Raw genomic sequence first — 18,778 nt, 5'->3', positions numbered from 1 at the left:
GGGACTCGGGACTCGGGACTCGGGACTCGGGACTCGGGACTCGGGACTCGGGACTCGGGACTCGGGACTCGGGACGGCAGGATGATGTTCCGGTGCAAATCCCTGTCAAGCGATTTGATGCAAGAAGGCCGCTTTTTTTTTGCAGAAAAAGCGGCCTTTTTTGCGGCTACCGCACAACCGCTTTTCTGTAGGAGGGGCTTTAGCCCCGCTGCGTTATCGGTAAGGCGTCGCGGGGCTAAAGCCCCTCCTACAGAAAAGCAAAAATGCAGCGCACTTGCGACCATCCCCCGAGTCCCCGGTCCCGAGTCCCGAGTCCCGGCCCCACTACTGCCTGCGCACACTCTGCACCGCCGTCAGCCGCCGCAGCCGGCGCATCACTTCGGCCAGGTGGTTGCGGTCGCGGACCTGGATGTTGAAGCGCAGCACCGCGGCGTTGAAGTCACGGTCCAGGTAATCCACGCGCTCGATGTTGGACTGGCTCTGCGCGATCGCCGCGGCCAGCTGCGCCAGCACGCCGGTGCGGTTCTCCACGTCCACCACCAATGCGGTGTCGTAGTCGCCGATGACGCTGGTGTCCCAGCCGATCGGCACCCAGCGCTCGGGCGACTTGCGCAGCTCGGCCAGGTTCGGGCAGTCCAGCCGGTGCACCACGATGCCCTTGCCGGCGGTGTGGTAGCCCATGATCTCGTCGCCGGGAATCGGCTGGCAGCAATTGGCGAAGCTGACCACGCCGCGCTCGGTGCCGTTGATCAGGATCTTTTCCTGCGAATGCTTGGACAGGCCGCCGCCGCGCAATTCCGCATAGGCCATCAGCGCCTGCGCGGCCTGGTTCGGCATCCAGTTGCCCAGCGCGATGTCGGCCAGCAGCGCCTCCAGGCGCGGATAGCGGTGCTCGCTGAGGAACGAATCCAGCCGCCCCTTGGGCAGGCGCTCCAGCGAACTGTCCATCGCCTCCAGCGCGCGGTCGAGCATGCGGTGGCCGAGCTGCACCGCGTCCTCGTGCTCGAGCTGCTTGAGCTGGTGGCGGATCGCGGTGCGCGCCTTGCTGCTGACCACGAACTCCAGCCACTGCGGCTTGGGCGTGGCCGAACGCGCGGTGATCACTTCCACGGTCTGCCCGCTGACCAGCTTGGTGCGCAGCGGCACCAGCTTCTTGTCCACCCGCGAAGCCACCGCGCGGTTGCCGACGTCGGTATGCACGGCGTAGGCGAAATCCAGCGCGGTGGAATTGCGCGGCAACGCGAGGATCTTGCCCTTCGGCGTGAACAGGTAGACCTCGTCCGGGAACAGGTCGACCTTGACGTTGTCGAGGAACTCCAGCGACGAACCGGCGGCGCGCTGCGATTCGATCAACTCCACGATCCACGCGTGCGCGCGGCTCTGCGCGCTGTTCGGCGATTCGCCGCCGAACTTGTAGGTCCAGTGCGCGGCCACGCCGCGCTCGGCGATCAGGTCCATTTCCTCGGTGCGGATCTGCACTTCGATCGGCGAGCCGTAGGGACCGAACAGCACCGTGTGCAGCGACTGGTAGCCGTTGGCCTTGGGAATGGCGATGAAGTCGCGGAAGCGCGCGTCCAGCGGCTTGAACGTGGCGTGCACCGCGCCCAACGCGTGGTAGCAATCGGGCACCCCGCGCACCACCAGGCGGAAGCCGAACACGTCCATCACCTGGTCGAAGGATTTGTTCTCGTCGCGCATCTTGTTGTAGATGCTCCACGGGGTCTTGATCCGGCTGACCAGGCGGTGCTCCAGCCCGTCCTTGGCCAGCCGCTGCGACAGCTGCACCTCCACCTGCGCCATCGACTCGCGGCGCACCACCGGCTGGCTGCGGATGTGCTTTTCGATGATCGCATGGCGCCACGGATGCAGCGCGCGGAAGCCGAGGTTCTGCAGCTCGGACTTCATCAGGCTCATGCCCAGGCGCTGGGCGATCGGCGCGTAGATCTCCAGCGTCTCGCGGGCGATGCGGCTGCGCGCCTCGGCGCTCTGCGCGCCGAGCGTGCGCATGTTGTGCAGGCGGTCGGCGAGCTTGATCATGATCACGCGCAGGTCGCGCGACATCGCCAGCAGCATCTTGCGGAAGCTTTCGGCCGCCGCTTCCTGGCGGTCGCGGAACTTCAGCTTGTCCAGCTTGGTGACGCCGTCGACCAGTTCGGCGACCGCCTCGCCGAACTCGGCCGCCAGTTCGGCGCGGGTCAGCGGCGTGTCTTCGATGGTGTCGTGCAGGATCGCGGCGATCAGCGCTTCCACGTCCAGGCCGAGTTCGGCCAGCACGCCGGCAACCGCCACCGGATGGGTGATGTACGGCTCGCCCGACTTGCGGGTCTGCCCGGCGTGCGCGGCCGCGCCCACTTCCCACGCGCGCCGCAGCAGCGGGATCTGCTCGGCCGGCAGATAGCTGGCGCTGCGCTCGAGTTGCAGGACGTAGTCGGGGATCGCCTCGCTGGCCGACGACAGCGCGGCAGTGGCGACCTGGGCAGAAGGGCCTGGGTTCATGCGCGAAGACTATGCCAGCGGCGCGAGGACGGCAAACCCGCAAAACGGAACAGCCCGCGGATGCGGGCTGTTTCGGCGGCGATCGGAACGCGACGGGCGCGATCAGTCGTCGTTCTTGGACATGTCCTCGTCGGCGACGACTTCGGCCGCGGCCCACTCCAGCGCTTCGCGCTCGGCGCGCTCGCGCTCGGCCTTCTCGACTTCGTCGATCAGCGCGTTGTCGATCTTGCGCGCGGCGATCTCGCGCAGCGCCAGCACCGTCGGCTTGTCGGCCGATTCGGTGTTGTCGAGCGTGGCCTGCACGCCGTTGGCCAGCTGGCGGGCGCGCTTGGACGCCATCATGACCAGCTCGAAACGGTTGTTAACGACTTCCAGGCAATCTTCTACGGTGATGCGGGCCATGCGGGCTCCCGGCGGGCCGGCGACGGCCGCGCGCTCGAATGAGGGAAAGGGCGGCGATTGTAGGCCGTGTACCGGCCGAAATCAACCTTCCGTTATTCAGTTTCCTTTGGAATCAGCCAGTTGGCTGATCCTGCAGCAGCGCCGCGATCAGGTCGGCGTGGCGCTGCTGCTGCGGCAGCCGGCGCAGGCGGCTGGCGACGAAGATCGCGCACATCTCGTCCACCGCGGTGTCGAAATCCTCGTTGACGATCACGTAATCGAAGTCGGCGTAGTGCGACATCTCCTCGCGCGCCGCGGCCAGCCGCTGCGCGATCACCGCCTCGCTGTCCTGGCCGCGCTTGCGCATGCGCTGCTCCAGCGCCGCCCGCGACGGCGGCAGGATGAACACGCTGACCGCGTCGGGCACCTTGGCCCGCACCTGGCGCGCGCCCTGCCAGTCGATCTCCAGCAGCACGTCGTGGCCGGCGGCCAGTTGCGGCTCCACCGATTGCCGCGCGGTGCCCTTCCAGTCGCCGTGGACGCGGGCGTACTCGAAGAAGTCGCCGGCATCGATCATGCCCTGGAACGCGTCGGCGGACACGAAGTGGTAGTGCTCGGCGTGGCGCTCGCCCGGCCGCGGCGCGCGCGAGGTGAACGAGATCGACAGCGCGATCTGCGGATCGCGCGCCAACGTGGCGTTGACGATGCTGCTCTTGCCGGCGCCGGAAGGCGCCGCAACGATGTAGAGAGTGCCACGCATCGCTCAGGTCTCGGTCGATGGAGTCGGGCGGCGCACGATACCAGCCCCAGCCGCCACCGCAAGCGACACGGCGAGGCCGGCGCGCCCGCGCATCGGCGCCTGCCGCCCCCGCCGAACCGAAGCGACTGATCCCTATCGCTATTCGCCGACGAACACGCGCGCCGCGTCCTCCAGGCCGCGGCGGACAGAAGCGCTGCACGAGATTGCGCGGCGCCGCCGCAATTGAGAATAACTCTCATCTGAACCATAATGGCGCTCTTACCGCAGGTCTGGACGCACGCCATGTCGGTTCCGTCGCCTCCGGCCGACGCCGCCCCGCTGGCGGCCGAGCTGGAAAACAGCTACGAGGAGCTGCGCCGATACGCCTCGCGCAAGTACGCCGCTGCCGCAGACGACCTGCTGCACGATGCGTGGCTCCGCCTGGCCTCGCGCGCCGACTCCGGCGCCGGGACCGCCGCGGTGCGCGACCCGGTCACCTACCTGCGCCGGATCGTCGACAACCTCGCGATCGACCGGCACCGGCTGGCGGCGTCCCGCAACCGCTTCCTCTCTTCTGCGGAAAAACACGAGGACATTGCCAGCCCGGCGCCGTCGCCCTACCAGGTGGCGCTGAGCGAGCAGGAGTACGCGGTCCTGCAACAGGCGGTACGCGACCTGCCGGCGCAGGCGCGGCGGGTGTTCATCCTGTTCCGCGGCCGCGGCCTGAGCATGGCGCAGATCGCCGAGCAATTAAGCATCTCGCCGCGCACCGTGGAAAAGCACATCGCCGTCGCCGTCGCCCATTGCCGGCGGCGGCTGCGCGACGCGGGCCGGGACGTGTGAGCGCGGGCGACTAAGGGATCGATCGCGCTGGACCCGTCAGCATTTCTATAGCCCGTTCCATAGCCCCGTTCCGCTCGCCGCTGGCGGCCACCCATTCCTTAACGGATAGGCAGACGATGCCCGCCACACCTCCCGTCGACGACGACCTGTTCGACCAGGCGATCCATTGGGTCCTGCACCTGGACGAAGCACCGGAGGACCCGGACCTAGTGCGCCGCCACCTGGCCTGGCTCGCCGCCGCCCCCGCTGCCCGTGCCGCGGCGATGGCGTCGGCGCGTGCGTTCCTGGGCCTGTTGGAACAGCCTGTCGCCGACCTCGCCGACCAGCTGGACGCGGAGGCGGCGCGCGCCGCGGTGGCTCCGGCTCCGGCTGCGACGCTTTCGGCACCGGCGCCGCGGGTGCCGCCCGCACCCGCTGCAGTGATGCGCGGCCGGCGTCGGCGCCGGCTGCTGCACGCCGCGGTGGCCAGCCTGGCCCTGGCGATCGCCGCGGGCGGCTGGCTGGGCGGCGGCGGCCTGGACCGCCTGCGCAGCGACGCCTACACCCAGGTCGGCGCGATGCGGCGGCTGCAGTTGGAGGACGGCAGCGTCGTCACCCTCAATACCGACAGCGCCATCGCCGTGCATATGCGCAAGGACCTGCGCACGGTCAGGCTGCTGCGCGGCGAAGCCTTCTTCCAGGTCGCGCGCGACACGCGCCGTCCCTTCGTGGTGGACAGCGCCGGCGGCAGCGCGCGCGTACTGGGCACGGCCTTCAACGTCCGCCTCGACGACGCCAGCGCCCGGGTCAGCGTGGTCGAAGGCCGCGTCGCCGTCAGCCCGCCTGCCGGTGGAACCGGCGCGGTGCTCGCCGCCGGGCAAAGCGCATGGCTGGCGGGCGCCGCCGCGCAGCGCGAGGCCGTGCACGATCCGCGCGCGGCGACCGCCTGGCGGCGGCGGCAACTGGTCTTCTACAACACGCCGCTGTCGCAGGTCGTCGACGAACTCGCGCGCTACCGCCACGGCATCGTGCAGGTACATGGCGACGACGTGCGCGCACTGCCGGTCTCCGGCTCGTTCAGCATCGCCGATCCGGACGCCAGCCTGCAGCTGCTGCTGGACAGTCTGCAGCTCGACGCGGTGCGCCTGGGATGGGTGACCGTCGTGTACCGGCCAGCGCCGGCGCAGGCAGCGCCTGGCCGCAATTGATGAACAAAACATAAACAAAACCACCGATGCCGCACACAGACGGCAAACGGACTGGGTAGTGGGACCCGGCTGGACCCGTGTTACCAGCAAGAACGGAATGATTTTCGTTCGCATCACACACCCTCTTCTTCCCGATATCCGATTCCATGCCCCTCGCCACCACCGCCGTCCGCAGGCGCCGCTTCCCTGCCTGCCGCACCCTGCTCTCCAGCACCATCGCGCTGGCGCTGCTCCCCCTCGCCACGTCGACCTACGCGCAGTCGCCGGCCGCCGCGACCGGCACGCCGCCGGCGCGCTACGCCATCGATCTGGAGGCACAGCCGCTGCCCGATGCGCTGGTGAAGCTGTCCGCGCAAACCGGATTGCAGGTGCTGTACAGCCGGCAGGAGCCCTACCGCCTGGTCGCTCCCGCGGTGAAGGGCGACTACAGCGCCGAGCAGGCCCTGCAGCGCCTGCTGCAGGGCAGCGGCCTGGTGCCGCGGCGGACCGGCGCCAATGCGATCACGCTGGACGTCCGTGCCAATCCTCCCGCGCCGGGCGGACGCGACGCGGCGATCGTCACCGACACCTTGAACGTGGCCGGCGACGCGCGCGGCGATGCCACCGGCAGCGCGCGCGACGTCCAGGGCTACGACGACATCTACGACCTGGACCTGTCGACTTCGTACATCGGCCGCACCGAGGTCGAACGCTACAAGGGCGCCACCCCGTCGGACCTGCTCAATGGCGTCGCCGGCGTGTTCAGCGGCGACGCCCGCAACAGCGGCGCGCTGGACCTCAACATCCGCGGCATCCAGGGTCCCGGCCGCGTGCCGGTGACCATCGACGGCACCGAGCAGGCGTTGACGGTCTGGCGCGGCTACAACGGCGCCAGCAACCGCAACTACATCGACCCGTTCCTGATCGGCGGCATCCGGATCCTCAAGGGCCCCTCGCTGACCCGCAATGTCGCCACCGGCATCGGCGGCGCGATGGTCGTCGATACCCTGGACGTGGACGACGTCGTCGAGCAAGGCCAGCGCTTCGGCGGCGAATTCAAGCTCGAGGGCAGCAGCAACGCGACCTCGCCGCGGCTGCCGACCCTGCACACCGGGGAGGACTACCGCACGGTCGAGGGCTTCCCGCAGGCCACGCCCAACATCCCCTACACCGATCGCACCCTGCTGGTGACGCCGCGCAGCGGCGGCGGCGGCTACAACGTCCTCGACGGCGACGATTACGCGTACCGGCTCGCACTGGGCTGGCGGCCCGCCGAGAACCTCGACCTGCTGGCAGCCTACGCCTATCGCGAACGCGGCAACTACTACGCCGGCAAGCGCGGCGCCGGCTACTACAGCAAAGCGACAGGCTCCTCCGCCGACGACTACATCCTGTCGATGGCCAACTACTGGCTGCCCGGCAACGAGGTGACCAACACGTCGAGTCAGATGGAATCCTGGCTGTTCAAGGCCACCTGGCGCCCCAGCGACGAACAGGCGCTGCAGGTGGGCTACCGCGACAGCCTCGCGCACTACGGCGAGGTGATGCCCTCGCGGATCATCGCCTCGCAGGACCGCGCCGCCATCCAGTGGCCGACCAGCCGCGTCGATGCGAAGGCGTGGAACCTGGAATATCAGTGGCAGCCGGCGGACAGCCGCTGGATCGACCTGTACGCCAACCTGTGGCGCACCGAGACGGTCAGCGACACCTACACCGCCGGCGGCTTTCCGAACTACGCGCAAGGCGTCGACGCCCCGCTGCTGAAGAACACCGCGCTGGCCAATGCGCGCAACGCGCGCAACGGCATCACCCTGAGCAACAGGATTCGCCTCGCCGATCGCCTCGACCTGACCCTGGGCGGCAACTTCCAGCATGAGACGCTGCGCTCGGACGATGCCTATTTCGGCATCAGCGATGGCTGGCGCATGTATCCGCGCGCAGGCCGGCGCGAGGAATGGCAGGCCAATTTCAATTTCGAATGGCGGCCGCTCGACTTCCTGACCCTGAGCGCCGGTGCGCGCTACGCCTCGTATTGGGCCTTCGACGATTTCCTGGACGCGCACGCCGGCCAGATCAGGCAGTCCGTGGTCACCGGCTACGAGATCGGCTACCGCACGACCGAGACCTATACGCAGCAGCAGCGCGAGGCGCTGATCGCCGACCAGCTCGCCGGCAACCTGGAACTGCTGGAACTGGAGATCATCACCCAGCAGGAGTACGACGAGATCGCCGCCGCGCTGCTGCAGAACGTCCCCAGCAGCTACGAGGTGCAGCACCGGGTACCGTGGCAGCCGGACGCCAACGGCGACTACACCAAGGCCGGCAACGCCTGCCTCAACGGGTCGCTGGACGGCCTGGCCGGCACGGCCGGGCAGACCTGCCTCGCCAGCGCCGTGACCCAGACCCTCGACGCCACCGCGCGCAAGCGCAAGGACCATGGCTGGGTGCCGTTCTTCTCGGCCACGGTGAACTTCGGCGACTACAGCCGCGTCTATTTCCGCTACGGCGAGACCCTGCGCTTTCCCAGCATGTTCGAAAGCACGGCGGCGTTCTCCGCTTCGCTCAATCCCTGGGGCGTGCGGCCCGAGCACGCCTACAACTGGGAGTTGGCCTACGTCCACGATCTGAGCCCGCTGCTCGGTGCCGACACCACCGCCGACGTCAAGCTGGCCTATTACGTCAACAAGACGCGCGACGTGATCGAACGCGATCCCGGCTTCAAGTTCGACAACATCGAAAAGCAGACCCTCCGCGGCCTCGAGTTCCAGGGCCGCTACGACAACGGACGGCTGTTCACCGACCTGGGCGTCAACTACAGCCTGGAGAACGAGGTCTGCGACGAGACCACCGCGGCGCTGCTGTCCAGCACCAACGGCTACGTCATCGGCAGCGGCCAGATCGTGCCGACCTGCGTCGACTACGGATTCGTCGGCGGCTACCTGCTGACCCAGAGCACGCCGGAGCTGTCGGCGACGTGGTCGCTGGGCGGGCGCCTGCTGCAGCGGCGCCTCGAGCTGGGCAGTCGCGTCACCTACTACAAGCAGTACCGGAATCCGGACCTGGACTGGTTCCGCGAGAACTCGATCCAGAACCAGGACGGGCGGCTGGTCTACACCTTCAACGTGCCCTTCTCCTGGGGCAGGACGGTGCTGCTGGATGCCTACGCCAGCTACAAGCTGCGCGAGAACCTGGACGTGGAGCTGACCGCCACCAACCTCACCGACCGCTACTACGTCGACCCCGCCACGCGCTCGACCGTGGCGGCGCCGGGACGGACGCTGAAACTCAGTTTGACCGGGAGGTTCTGAACCGCCTGGACGCATCAAGGAGTGTGGCTGTTCCGGACACGGACGTTCTCATCGTTCCAACCAACCATAGGGATACATCTCATGAACACGAAAAACACACGCATCGCCGCCGTTGTCGGCCTGGTCATGGCCGGCGTGCTGGGCAGCGCGCATGCCGCTCCGTTCGTCGGCAAGTCGAGCAACGAGGCCTACGTCAAGGTCGGCGAATCCACGGTCAACGGCGGGCCGCACCAGGCCGGATTCGCCGGCATCGCGGTGAACTCGACCGGGCTGAACAATCCGGTGGACTTCAAGGGGCTGGCCACCTACGGCGGCGTCGGCTCGGTGAAAGTGCTGAATTTCCCGTACAGCGGCGCGCCGAGCAGCCACGACAGCCTGGGCGTGTTCGCGTTCGCCCAGGTCGGCAGCCAGGACGTGTGGTTCGGCGAGTGGTACTCGCGCAAGGACACCACCGACGGGCTGGGCACGCACACCGTGTATTTCATCGGCGACAAGCCCGATAGCAGCGTCCCGACCTCGGGCACCGCCAGCTACAGCGTGGTCGGCATCAACAACTACAGCGCCGGCAACCAGCTGACCGGCACCTTCAACGCCAACTTCGGCACCGCCCGGCTGACCGGTTCGATCCAGAACGGCGCCGGCTTCGCTGTCAACATCGGCACGGCCACCATCAACAGCAACGCCAGCGTCTCCGGCAGCAACGCCACGGCGCGGCAGTCGGGCACCCTGGTGGCATCCAACGGCGCGGTCTCCGGCCAGTTCTACGCCAACCAGACCGCTCTGGCCGGCATCGCCGATTTCGCCGGCGTCGCGTACGACACCGCGTTCGGCGGCGCCAAGCAGTAACCGCTTCGCCAGTTCGCAGTTTTCAGAATGCTTCACGCAGGACAAGCCAAGGCCAAGCCAGTCCTGCTTCCCCCCTTTCCACGGCGCATCGATGCACTTCATTCTCTCTGCGCGACGATGTTCGCGCTCCATGGCATTGCTGCTGGGATGCGCAGTCATGGCCGTTTGCTTCCACGTCCCGGCGCAGTCGCAGGACGACACACGGCGCATGCTGGACCAGCGCACCCAAGGCCAGGCGAGCGAGCGCGAGCGTGCGCTGCTCAAGGATGAACTGGACGCCGAACGGCCGACCATCAGCGTCGATGGCAAGTCCTACACGGTCGCGCACACCGCCAACGACGTCGGCCGCGCGCTGTATCTGTCGCTGCAGAACCGGCAGTGGCAGGCGGTGCAGCATTTCCTGCAGGAATACCTGACCCTGGCCGATCGCGATCCGCTGCTGGTCCACTACGCGCAGGGCGCGGTGGCCCGCAACGGCGGCCATTACCGCGAGGCCGAACGCGAGTACCGGGCACTGCTGGCGCTGCGGCCGGACTTCCTGCCGGGCCGGCTGGAACTGGCGCGGGTGCTGTTCGAGGACCAGCAGGATCGCGAGGCCGAGCAGGCGTTCGCGGCGATCGAGGCCTCCATCGATGCCAGCGATCCCAAGACCGAGGGCGTGCGCAGCAGCGTCGCCAGTTTCCGCCAGGCGCTGGCCGGGCGCCGCGACTGGAACGGCGCGTTCGCGCTGGGCCCGGCATGGAGCGACAACGTCAACCGCACCTCGGCCAGTTCGGTCTGCCTGCTGCTGATGGACGGACGCTGCTTCTTCAGCCGCAGCACGCCCGAGGCGATCAGCGCCGCCGGCTACGACTACGACGCCAGCGTCGATCGGCGCCTGCCGCTGCGCGGGCACCATGGGCTGTATCTGCGCTCGCTGCTGTTCGGCCAGGGTTATCGCGACAACGGCGCCTACAACGAGCTGACCTCGATCAGCCAGGCCGGCTACAGCTACCGCAGCGGACGGCACACGCTGGCGCTGGCGCCCACGTTCGAGTACTACGCGCTGGGCAACGACGCGCTGTACGGCGCCTGGGGCGCGCACGCGGAGTGGAGCTGGACGCTTTCGCCGCGCTCGCTGCTCAAGCTGGAGGGCGACTGGAAGGACATGCGCTATCGCCGCGGCGACTACGCCGGCAGCTACGACGGTGTAGTCCGCAGCGCATACGCCACGTATTTCCGCAGTCTCGGCACGCGCTGGACCGTCTTCGCCGGTGCCGACCTGACCGACAGCGCCCTCGCGCAGCCAGCCGAGTCCTTCCTGCAGAAGGGCGTCCGCCTGGGCGGTTCGCTGCAATGGCCGGACGGCTTCAGCGGCACGCTGTTCGCGTCCTACCGCCGCCGCGACTACGGCGCCTACAGCGCGGTGCTCGGTGCGCGGCGCGACGACGCCGAGCAGGGCTACAGCTTTGTCCTGCGCGCGCCGCGCCTGGCCATCGCCGGCTTCGTGCCGCTGCTGACGCTGCGCCGCAGCCATGTCCGCAGCAACGTCGATTGGCTGTACAGCTACGACAGGAACACGGTCAGCCTGAAACTGGAGCGGACGCTGTGACCGATCTGCCGTTCCGAGCGACGCCCATGCCAGGCGCGCCACCTTTCTTCCCTTTCGCCATCGAGCCTGCGCCATGAACCAGACCCTCCTCGCCGACACCACCCGCAGCCAGCGCCTGAAGGCCGCCACCCATGTGGCGCACGCGCGCCTGGACCAGCGCATCATGGCCGCGCAACCGTTCGCATCGCGCACGAACTACGCGCGCTTCGTGCAGGCGCAGTACTGCTTCCATTGCGACATGGAGAGCGTGTACCGCAATCCCGTGCTCGCCAGCGTGGTGCCCGAGCTGGCGCAGCGCCGGCGACTGCCGCAGCTGTTGGCCGACCTGGCCGATCTCGGCGCCGCGGTACCCGACGTGCCTGCGTTCGCGGCAGCGGACGGCCGCTACTACGAGAAGCAGGTCAATGCGCTGGGCTGGCTCTACGTGGCCGAAGGTTCCAGCCTGGGCGCGGCGATCCTGGCCAAGCTGGCCGCCAGGCTGGGACTGCACGAGCAGTTCGGCGCGCGCCACCTGGCCGGCCATCCGGACGGGCGAGCGCGGCATTGGCGCCAGTTCACCGCCGCGCTCGACAGCGTGCCGCTGGACCCCACGCAGGAACAGGCGGTGGTCGCTGCGGCATGCGCCGCGTTCGATCGCGTGTATGCGCATGTCGATACCCATCTCGCGGCCGGCGCCTGATGTCCTCATGTCGCGAGCGACTCTGGCGATGGCGATGGCGATGACGCCGAGTCGCGGCGCTTGGCTGTGCCTGGGCCTGCTGATGCTGGCGCTGGGCCTGATCGGCGCGGTGCTGCCGGTGATGCCGACCACGATCTTCCTGATCCTGGCGGCAGGCTGCTTCTCGCGCTGTTCGCCGCGACTGGAGGCGTGGCTGCTGGGGCATCCCCGCTACGGCGCCGCCTTGCGGCTGTGGCGCGAACAGGGCGCGATCACGCGCCGCGGGAAGTGCTTCGCTGGCGCCGGCATGGGCGTGGGCTACCTGCTGTTCTGGTGCGGCGCGCATCCGGGCTGGAAACTGGCGCTGGGCGTGGGCCTGTTCTTCGCCGGCAGCGCCGCCTACGTGCTGTCGCGTCCGGCACCGCGCCGCGTCGCGGATGCGCAAGGAGTTCAGTGATGCCAGGGAAGATCGTCATGCGTTGCCGCCAGCGGCAAGCGCGCCGCACCAGTCCGGCCGCGGTGCCGCCGGCGTGGCGCCAGGCTGCACCTCACCTGCGCATGCCTGGCGGCGGTGCGGCTGGCGCCAGGCGCGCGCGGCCAGTCGACACCCCGGCCTCCGCATGCCGCCGCGCGCGATGCCGGCTGCGCCATCCCGGCACCGGCCCGCAGCCGAACGCGTTGCAAACGACTCTCGCCGCTGCGGACGCATCCGCCTCCGTTGCTACTTTCGACACGCTGGATGACGACCATGCACGCTGACATCGCCCCCTCCCTGCTGCCGTCCGACCTGGGGCCGTGGCAGATGTTCCTGCACGCCGACCTGGTGGTGCAGGCAGTGATGGTCGGCCTGGCCATCGCCTCGGTCGCCACCTGGACGATCCTGGCGGCCAAGAGCTGGGAGTTGGCGCGGATCGGGCGCGCGCTGCAGGCGGCGCATGCGGCGCTGCTGCAATCGCAACATCTGGTCGACGCCGAGGCGAGGCCGCAGTTGGCCGTGCACGCGGCGCGCGCGCTGCTGCACGAGGCCCGCGCCGAACTGCGGCAATCCAGCGGCCTGGAAGACAAGCTCGGGATCAAGGAACGGCTGGCCTCGCGCCTGGAGCGGGTCGAACTGGGGTATGCGCGCCAGCTGCGCAAGGGCACCGGTCCGCTCGCCACGATCGGCGCCACCGCGCCGTTCGTCGGCCTGTTCGGCACCGTGTGGGGCATCATGAACAGCTTCGTCGGCATCGCCCGCTCCAATACCACCAACCTGGCGGTGGTCGCGCCGGGCATCGCCGAGGCCTTGCTCGCGACCGCGTTGGGCCTGGTCGCCGCGATTCCGGCGGTGGTGATCTACAACCATTTCGCGCGCACGCTGGGCGGCTTGCGCCAGCAGCTGGGCGATCTGTCGGCGGGCGTACAGCAACTGGTCTCGCGCGACCTGGATCGCCAGCAGGCAACCGAGCCCGGCGCGCCCGTGGCCGGCGCGCAGTGAGGCAGCCGGCATGACCATCCGCACGGGCCGAGACGACGACGAGGCGCTGGAAGAGAACCACGCGATCAACGTCACCCCGCTCATCGACGTGATGCTGGTGCTGCTGATCGTCTTCATGGTCGCCGCGCCGCTGGCCACGGTGGAGGTGCCGGTGGAGCTGCCCGCCAGCAGCGCGGCGCCGCAGCCCAGGGACCGCGATCCGGTCTACCTGACGCTGCACAAGGACCTGGGCCTGAGCGTCAACGACACCCGGATCGAGAACGCTGCACTGCAGCCGGCGCTGGACCGGCTGACCCGCGGCGACCGCGACCAACGCATCTTCCTGCGCGCCGACCGGGCCGTGGCCTACGGCGAGCTGATGCAGACGATGAACGCGCTGCGCGACGCAGGCTACCTGAAGGTGGCGCTGGTCGGGATGGAGCGCGCCGGGCAATGAGCGCAGCGCCGCAGGAGCGGGCGCTGCGGCGCTGGCTGCTCAGCCTCGGCGGCGTGCTGGCGGCGCATGCGGCGATCCTGGCCATGCTGCTGTGCTGGCCGTCGCGCGATCGGCCGCTGCCGCTCGCCGCTCCCGCGCAGGCGGTCATGCTGGAACTCGCGCCGACCCCGACCGCTCCGCCAGCGGCGCCGAGCGAGGTGCCGCCGGGGCCGCAGCAGCAAGAGCAGCAGCAGCAACGCCAAGCTCCGCGCACGCGCGCACCGCTGCCGGCGTCCCCGCCGCTGCAACGCCTGCCTGCGGGCCGCGAGCAACCGCCGGCGCCGGCGCCGGCGCAAGACGAACCGCTAGACGAACCGCAAGCGGCCAGCGCCGCGCAGGCCAGCGCCCCGCCCAGCGTGTCGGCGCCGCCGGCAAGCCGCTATGCCGCGGCGCAATCGCTCTCCGGCGCGGCGCAACAGCAGCGCGCCACCTGGCAGGCGCAAGTGCTGGGCCATCTGCAACGCTACAAGCGCTATCCGCGGCCGGCGCAGCGGCGCAGGCAGGAAGGAGTGGTGCAGGTCCAGTTCGCGGTGGATCGGCGCGGCCATGCCAGCGCGATCCGCGTCGTCCAGGGCAGCGGCCACGACGCGCTGGACAGCGAGACCTTGGCGACGGTGCAGCGAGCCAGCCCGCTGCCGCCACCGCCAGCGGAGATCGAGGGCGACCCGGTACAGGTGGTGGTGCCGGTGGACTTCTTCCTGCGCGAGCGCTGACGCAGACGCCCGCACGGCGGCCAACGCCGGCGGCAAGCTACTCCAGGTTCTGCACCTGCTCGCGGATCTGGTCGATCAGCACCTTCAGCTCCACCGCCGCGTTGGAGGTGCGGCTGTCCACCGACTTGGAGCCCAGGGTGTTAGCCTCGCGGTTGAATTCCTGCAACAGGAAATCCAGGCGCCGGCCGGCCGGCTCGGGCTGGCGCAGCACGCGGCGGATCTCCTTGATGTGGCTGCCGAGCCGGTCCAGCTCCTCGTCCACGTCGAGTTTCTGCAGCCACAGCACCAGCTCCTGCTCGGCGCGGCCCGGATCGACCGGATGCGGCAGGTCGGCCAAGCGCGCGGCCAGCTTGGCGCGCTGGCCCTCGCGGATGGCCGGGATCAGGTCCTTCACCTCGCCGGCGATGCGCTCGACCGCGTCGACCCGCTCGACGATGGCCGCCGCCAGCTTGCCGCCCTCGCGCTCGCGCGCGGCGACGAATTCGGCCACCACCTCGTCCAGCAGTTCCAGCGCCTGTGCCTGCAGCGCGGCCGGGTCGACCGCCTGCCCCTGCAGCACGCCGGGCAGCTGCAGCAGGTCGGCGAACTGCACCTGCAGCTGCGGGAAGCGCGCGCCGAGCCGCTGCGCGAGCACGGCCAGCTGCTCGACCAGCGGTTCGTTCACCGCCAGCGCCTGCGCGTTGGCATCGAGCGCGCGCAGGCGCAGCATCAGGTCCAGCTTGCCGCGGCTGACCCGCGCGGCCAGGCGTTCGCGCAACTGCGGTTCCAGCGCGCGCAGTTCCTCCGGCAGGCGCACGCTCACTTCGAGAAAACGATGGTTGACCGAGCGCAACTCGCAACCCAGCGTGCCCCAGGGAGTGATGCGCTCGGCGCCGGCGAAGGCGGTCATGCTGCGGATCATGTGCTGTTCCGGTGCGTGCAAAGCGCGAATGGTACCCTAGCGCCCCGCCGGCCCGGCCCGTTGCCGCGCCCGGCCCTCACGACACCTCCGGATCGAACCCCATGTCCTTTTCCCGTCCCAGTGGCCGCACGGCCGATCAGCTGCGCCCGGTGCGCATCGAGCGCGCCTTCACCCGCCACGCCGAAGGTTCGGTGCTGGTCAGCTTCGGCGACACCCGCGTGCTGTGCAACGCCAGCGTCGAGAACCGCGTGCCCGGCTTCCTGCGCGGCAAGGGCGAAGGCTGGATCACCGCCGAGTACGGCATGCTGCCGCGCGCCACCCATTCGCGTTCCGACCGCGAGGCCGCGCGCGGCAAGCAGGGCGGGCGCACGCTGGAGATCCAGCGCCTGATCGGCCGAGCGCTGCGCGCCTGCGTGGACCGCAACGCGCTCGGCGAGCGCACCATCACCCTGGACTGCGACGTGCTGCAGGCCGACGGCGGCACCCGCACCGCGGCGATCACCGGCGCCTACGTGGCGCTGATGGACGCGGTGAACTGGCTGCAGAAGCGCGGCGACCTGAAGAAGCCGGTGGTGCTCGGCGCGGTCGCCGCGGTGTCGGTCGGCGTCTACCGCGGCACTCCGGTGCTGGACCTGGACTACGCCGAGGACAGCGACTGCGACACCGACATGAACGTGGTGATGAACGACGGCGGCGGCTTCATCGAAATCCAGGGCACTGCCGAAGGCCACGCGTTCCGCCGCGACGAACTGGACGCGCTGCTGGCGCTGGCCGAAACCGGCATCGGCCAGCTGCTTGCCGCCCAGCGCGAGGCGCTGGCGCGGTGAAGCGGCGGATCGCATTGACCACGCTGGTCGTGGCCGACTACGACGCGGCGATCGCCTGGTACACCGGCAAGCTCGGCTTCGCCCTGCTGCAGGACGTGGCGCTCGGCGACGGCAAGCGCTGGGTGGTGGTCGGCCCGGGCGGCAGCGACGATGCCGCGCTGCTGCTGGCCGAACCCGGCGACGCCGCGCAGCGCGCGCGGATCGGCGACCAGACCGGCGGGCGCGTGGACCACTTCCTGTACACCGACGACTTCGCCCGCGACCACGCCGCGATGCTGGCGCAGGGCGTGGAGTTCCTCGAATCCCCACGCGCGGAACCCTATGGCACGGTCGCGGTGTTCCGCGACCTGTACGGCACCAAGTGGGACCTGCTGGAACCCAAGCAATGAAGACACTGGTCCTGGCCAGCAGCAACGCCGGCAAGCTGGAAGAACTGCATGCGCTGCTCGACGGCACCGGCATCGAGCTGGTCGCGCAGTCCACGCTCGGCGTGCGCGATGCCGACGAGACCGGCCTGACCTTCGTCGAGAACGCGCTGCTCAAGGCGCGCCACGCCGCGCAGGTCACCGGCCTGCCGGCGCTGGCCGACGACTCGGGCATCTGCGTGGACGCGCTGCGCGGCGCGCCCGGCCTGTATTCGGCGCGCTACGCCGGCGAACACGGCAACGCCAACGCCAACATCGACAAGCTGCTGCACGCACTGCGCGACGTGCCCGATGCGCAGCGTGGCGCGCATTTCTACTGCGTGCTGGTGCTGCTGCGGCATGCCGAAGACCCGCAGCCGCTGCTGGTGGAAGGCAGCTGGCGCGGACGCATCCTGCACGCGCGTGCCGGCGACGGCGGCCACGGCTACGACCCGGTGTTCTTCGACCCCGAGCACGGCCAGAGCGCGGCGCAGATGCCGCTGGCGCTGAAGAACCGGATCAGCCACCGCGGCCAGGCGCTGGCGCTGTTGAAGCAGCGCCTGGCGTCGCTGTAGCGGGCGCGAGCGCCGCTACGGCTTCCGCCTGGCGCCAGGCGGCCGCTCCCCGGGCGTAGCCGGCGCTGCGGCCACCGCCCCTCTTCCACCACCGAAACCCAAGCTGCGCGCCCGCACGCGCCGCTGCCGCCTCCTACACTGTCCCCATGCCGCCGCTGATCCCGCCCCCGCTGTCGCTGTACGTGCACCTGCCCTGGTGCGTGCGCAAATGCCCGTACTGCGATTTCAACTCGCATGCGGCCAAGGGCGCGCTGCCGTTCGACGACTACGTGGACGCGCTGATCCGCGACCTGGATCAGGACCTGCCGCTGGTCTGGGGCCGCACCGTGCAGACCGTGTTCTTCGGCGGCGGCACTCCCAGCCTGTTTCCGGCCGAAGCGATCGACCGCTTCCTGCAGGCGGCCAGCGCGCGCCTGCGCTTCGCGCCAAACCTGGAAATCACCCTGGAGACTAACCCGGGCACCGCCGAGCACGGCCGCTTCGACCGCTACCTGGCGGCCGGGGTCAACCGGCTCAGCTTCGGCATCCAGAGCTTCGACGACGCGGCGCTGCAGCGCCTGGGCCGGATCCACGACAGCGCCGACGCCGAGCGCGCGGTGAAGCTGGCGCAGGACGCCGGCTACGCCAACCTCAACCTGGACCTGATGTACGCGCTGCCGCAGCAGACCCTGGCCGGGGCGGAGGCCGACATCGCGCGCGCGCTGGCGCTGCAGCCAACCCACCTCAGCCACTACCAGCTGACCCTGGAGCCGAACACGGTGTTCGCCGCGCGCCCGCCGCAGGGCATCCCGGAGGACGACGACGCCTGGGACATGCAGGAGCGCTGCCAGGCGCTGCTGGCCGCGGCCGGCTACGCCCAGTACGAGGTCAGCGCCTATGCCCGCGACGGCTACCAGTGCGCGCACAACCTCAACTACTGGAAGTTCGGCGACTACCTGGGCATCGGCGCCGGCGCCCACGGCAAGATCAGCTCCGGCGCCGAGCAGAGCATCCTGCGCCGCTGGAAGACCAAGCATCCGCAGGCGTTCCTGGCCGCCGCCGGCACCCCGGCGGCGATCGGTGGCGACGAGTGGATCGCGGCCGAACGGCGCCCGTTCGAATACATGCTCAACGCGCTGCGCCTGAACCAGGGTTTCGCGCTGCGCGACTTCGCCGCACGCACCGGCCTGGCGCCGGAGGCGATCGCGCCGGCGCTGGCGCAGGCGCAGGCGCGGGACTGGCTGCGGGTGGACGCCGGGTACGCCGTCCCCACCGAACTGGGACGGCGCTTCACCAACGACGTGGTCGCCCTGTTCCTGGCCTGAAAACGCCTGGCCGCCGCACCCCGGCGTGGTTGCGCCGGCGGAAACGTGCTACATACCGGACCCGGAAAAAGTAA

The 18,778-nt window shown here is 69.7% G+C and carries 18 protein-coding genes; 14 read left to right on the top strand and 4 right to left on the bottom strand.

Annotated elements, in window-relative coordinates; all coding sequences use genetic code 11:
• Window positions 1-324: 324 nt before the first annotated feature.
• The 3 genes from VDQ83_RS05470 to gmk form a co-directional block, all read right to left on the bottom strand.
• Window positions 325-2,496: a RelA/SpoT family protein gene (locus VDQ83_RS05470; RefSeq protein ID WP_263395576.1), complete on the bottom strand. Its 2,172-nt coding sequence runs from the start codon at window positions 2,494-2,496 to the stop codon at window positions 325-327.
• 102 nt (window positions 2,497-2,598) lie between these two features.
• Complete coding sequence (rpoZ, locus tag VDQ83_RS05465; RefSeq protein WP_010343101.1) at window positions 2,599-2,898, bottom strand: DNA-directed RNA polymerase subunit omega; 300 nt, start codon at window positions 2,896-2,898, stop codon at window positions 2,599-2,601.
• Window positions 2,899-3,010: 112 nt separating this feature from the next.
• Entirely contained in the window at window positions 3,011-3,637 is a 627-nt protein-coding gene (gene gmk / locus VDQ83_RS05460; RefSeq protein WP_263395577.1) for a guanylate kinase, read from the bottom strand.
• 282 nt (window positions 3,638-3,919) lie between these two features.
• Between gmk and VDQ83_RS05455 the strand changes: the two genes are divergently transcribed.
• The 10 genes from VDQ83_RS05455 (at window position 3,920) to VDQ83_RS05410 (ending at window position 14,693) form a co-directional block, all read left to right on the top strand.
• Window positions 3,920-4,459: an RNA polymerase sigma factor gene (locus tag VDQ83_RS05455; RefSeq protein ID WP_455434141.1), complete on the top strand. Its 540-nt coding sequence runs from the start codon at window positions 3,920-3,922 to the stop codon at window positions 4,457-4,459.
• 116 nt (window positions 4,460-4,575) lie between these two features.
• On the top strand, window positions 4,576-5,646 hold the full coding sequence (locus VDQ83_RS05450) for a FecR family protein (RefSeq protein WP_455434140.1): 1,071 nt from the start codon (window positions 4,576-4,578) through the stop codon (window positions 5,644-5,646).
• A 146-nt stretch (window positions 5,647-5,792) separates the two neighbouring features.
• Complete coding sequence (locus VDQ83_RS05445; protein ID WP_455434139.1) at window positions 5,793-8,933, top strand: TonB-dependent receptor domain-containing protein; 3,141 nt, start codon at window positions 5,793-5,795, stop codon at window positions 8,931-8,933.
• 81 nt (window positions 8,934-9,014) lie between these two features.
• A complete protein-coding gene (locus tag VDQ83_RS05440; RefSeq protein WP_455434138.1) occupies window positions 9,015-9,779 on the top strand; it encodes a Slam-dependent surface lipoprotein in 765 nt (254 codons plus the stop codon).
• Window positions 9,780-9,936: 157 nt separating this feature from the next.
• Window positions 9,937-11,370: a surface lipoprotein assembly modifier gene (locus tag VDQ83_RS05435; RefSeq protein ID WP_455434137.1), complete on the top strand. Its 1,434-nt coding sequence runs from the start codon at window positions 9,937-9,939 to the stop codon at window positions 11,368-11,370.
• Window positions 11,371-11,443: 73 nt separating this feature from the next.
• Window positions 11,444-12,049 (top strand): biliverdin-producing heme oxygenase, encoded by a 606-nt coding sequence (locus tag VDQ83_RS05430; RefSeq protein WP_455434136.1) that lies wholly within the window; start codon window positions 11,444-11,446, stop codon window positions 12,047-12,049.
• A gap of 40 nt (window positions 12,050-12,089) precedes the next feature.
• The gene (locus VDQ83_RS05425; RefSeq protein ID WP_455434148.1) at window positions 12,090-12,485 is read left to right on the top strand and encodes a YbaN family protein; all 396 of its coding nucleotides are present in this window, start codon (window positions 12,090-12,092) and stop codon (window positions 12,483-12,485) included.
• 291 nt (window positions 12,486-12,776) lie between these two features.
• Entirely contained in the window at window positions 12,777-13,505 is a 729-nt protein-coding gene (gene exbB / locus VDQ83_RS05420) for a tonB-system energizer ExbB (protein ID WP_455434135.1), read from the top strand.
• 10 nt (window positions 13,506-13,515) lie between these two features.
• Window positions 13,516-13,941: a TonB system transport protein ExbD gene (gene exbD / locus VDQ83_RS05415; RefSeq protein WP_455434134.1), complete on the top strand. Its 426-nt coding sequence runs from the start codon at window positions 13,516-13,518 to the stop codon at window positions 13,939-13,941.
• Entirely contained in the window at window positions 13,938-14,693 is a 756-nt protein-coding gene (locus VDQ83_RS05410) for an energy transducer TonB (RefSeq protein WP_455434133.1), read from the top strand. Before exbD ends, VDQ83_RS05410 begins: the two co-directional genes overlap by 4 nt.
• Before the next feature lie 37 nt (window positions 14,694-14,730).
• Here the strand turns inward: VDQ83_RS05410 and VDQ83_RS05405 are convergent, their stop codons facing one another.
• Window positions 14,731-15,594 (bottom strand): YicC/YloC family endoribonuclease, encoded by an 864-nt coding sequence (locus VDQ83_RS05405; protein ID WP_455434132.1) that lies wholly within the window; start codon window positions 15,592-15,594, stop codon window positions 14,731-14,733.
• Window positions 15,595-15,695: 101 nt separating this feature from the next.
• Here VDQ83_RS05405 and rph point away from each other — a divergent pair, with 101 nt between their 5' ends.
• The 4 genes from rph (at window position 15,696) to hemW (ending at window position 18,704) form a co-directional block, all read left to right on the top strand.
• Complete coding sequence (gene rph, locus VDQ83_RS05400; RefSeq protein WP_263395590.1) at window positions 15,696-16,421, top strand: ribonuclease PH; 726 nt, start codon at window positions 15,696-15,698, stop codon at window positions 16,419-16,421.
• Window positions 16,418-16,810 (top strand): VOC family protein, encoded by a 393-nt coding sequence (locus VDQ83_RS05395; RefSeq protein WP_185815386.1) that lies wholly within the window; start codon window positions 16,418-16,420, stop codon window positions 16,808-16,810. The genes rph and VDQ83_RS05395 overlap by 4 nt, the downstream gene beginning before the upstream one ends.
• Window positions 16,807-17,400 (top strand): RdgB/HAM1 family non-canonical purine NTP pyrophosphatase, encoded by a 594-nt coding sequence (rdgB, locus tag VDQ83_RS05390; RefSeq protein WP_309914426.1) that lies wholly within the window; start codon window positions 16,807-16,809, stop codon window positions 17,398-17,400. The genes VDQ83_RS05395 and rdgB overlap by 4 nt, the downstream gene beginning before the upstream one ends.
• A gap of 146 nt (window positions 17,401-17,546) precedes the next feature.
• On the top strand, window positions 17,547-18,704 hold the full coding sequence (gene hemW / locus VDQ83_RS05385) for a radical SAM family heme chaperone HemW (protein WP_309914424.1): 1,158 nt from the start codon (window positions 17,547-17,549) through the stop codon (window positions 18,702-18,704).
• Window positions 18,705-18,778 lie beyond the last annotated feature (74 nt).

This window comes from Xanthomonas sp. WHRI 7945, assembly GCF_035026585.1.
Note: the sequence above shows the minus strand (reverse complement) of the source record. Positions and strands in the feature narration are given on the sequence as shown.

What these genes read in the sequence shown, in the direction of transcription:
- VDQ83_RS05470 (WP_263395576.1), bottom strand. Translation starts at nt 2,496, where the DNA reads ATGAACCCAGGCCCTTCTGCCCAGGTCGCCACTGCCGCGCTGTCGTCG.
- rpoZ (WP_010343101.1), bottom strand. Translation starts at nt 2,898, where the DNA reads ATGGCCCGCATCACCGTAGAAGATTGCCTGGAAGTCGTTAACAACCGT.
- gmk (WP_263395577.1), bottom strand. Translation starts at nt 3,637, where the DNA reads ATGCGTGGCACTCTCTACATCGTTGCGGCGCCTTCCGGCGCCGGCAAG.
- VDQ83_RS05455 (WP_455434141.1), top strand. Translation starts at nt 3,920, where the DNA reads ATGTCGGTTCCGTCGCCTCCGGCCGACGCCGCCCCGCTGGCGGCCGAG.
- VDQ83_RS05450 (WP_455434140.1), top strand. Translation starts at nt 4,576, where the DNA reads ATGCCCGCCACACCTCCCGTCGACGACGACCTGTTCGACCAGGCGATC.
- VDQ83_RS05445 (WP_455434139.1), top strand. Translation starts at nt 5,793, where the DNA reads ATGCCCCTCGCCACCACCGCCGTCCGCAGGCGCCGCTTCCCTGCCTGC.
- VDQ83_RS05440 (WP_455434138.1), top strand. Translation starts at nt 9,015, where the DNA reads ATGAACACGAAAAACACACGCATCGCCGCCGTTGTCGGCCTGGTCATG.
- VDQ83_RS05435 (WP_455434137.1), top strand. Translation starts at nt 9,937, where the DNA reads ATGGCCGTTTGCTTCCACGTCCCGGCGCAGTCGCAGGACGACACACGG.
- VDQ83_RS05430 (WP_455434136.1), top strand. Translation starts at nt 11,444, where the DNA reads ATGAACCAGACCCTCCTCGCCGACACCACCCGCAGCCAGCGCCTGAAG.
- VDQ83_RS05425 (WP_455434148.1), top strand. Translation starts at nt 12,090, where the DNA reads ATGACGCCGAGTCGCGGCGCTTGGCTGTGCCTGGGCCTGCTGATGCTG.
- exbB (WP_455434135.1), top strand. Translation starts at nt 12,777, where the DNA reads ATGCACGCTGACATCGCCCCCTCCCTGCTGCCGTCCGACCTGGGGCCG.
- exbD (WP_455434134.1), top strand. Translation starts at nt 13,516, where the DNA reads ATGACCATCCGCACGGGCCGAGACGACGACGAGGCGCTGGAAGAGAAC.
- VDQ83_RS05410 (WP_455434133.1), top strand. Translation starts at nt 13,938, where the DNA reads ATGAGCGCAGCGCCGCAGGAGCGGGCGCTGCGGCGCTGGCTGCTCAGC.
- VDQ83_RS05405 (WP_455434132.1), bottom strand. Translation starts at nt 15,594, where the DNA reads ATGATCCGCAGCATGACCGCCTTCGCCGGCGCCGAGCGCATCACTCCC.
- rph (WP_263395590.1), top strand. Translation starts at nt 15,696, where the DNA reads ATGTCCTTTTCCCGTCCCAGTGGCCGCACGGCCGATCAGCTGCGCCCG.
- rdgB (WP_309914426.1), top strand. Translation starts at nt 16,807, where the DNA reads ATGAAGACACTGGTCCTGGCCAGCAGCAACGCCGGCAAGCTGGAAGAA.
- hemW (WP_309914424.1), top strand. Translation starts at nt 17,547, where the DNA reads ATGCCGCCGCTGATCCCGCCCCCGCTGTCGCTGTACGTGCACCTGCCC.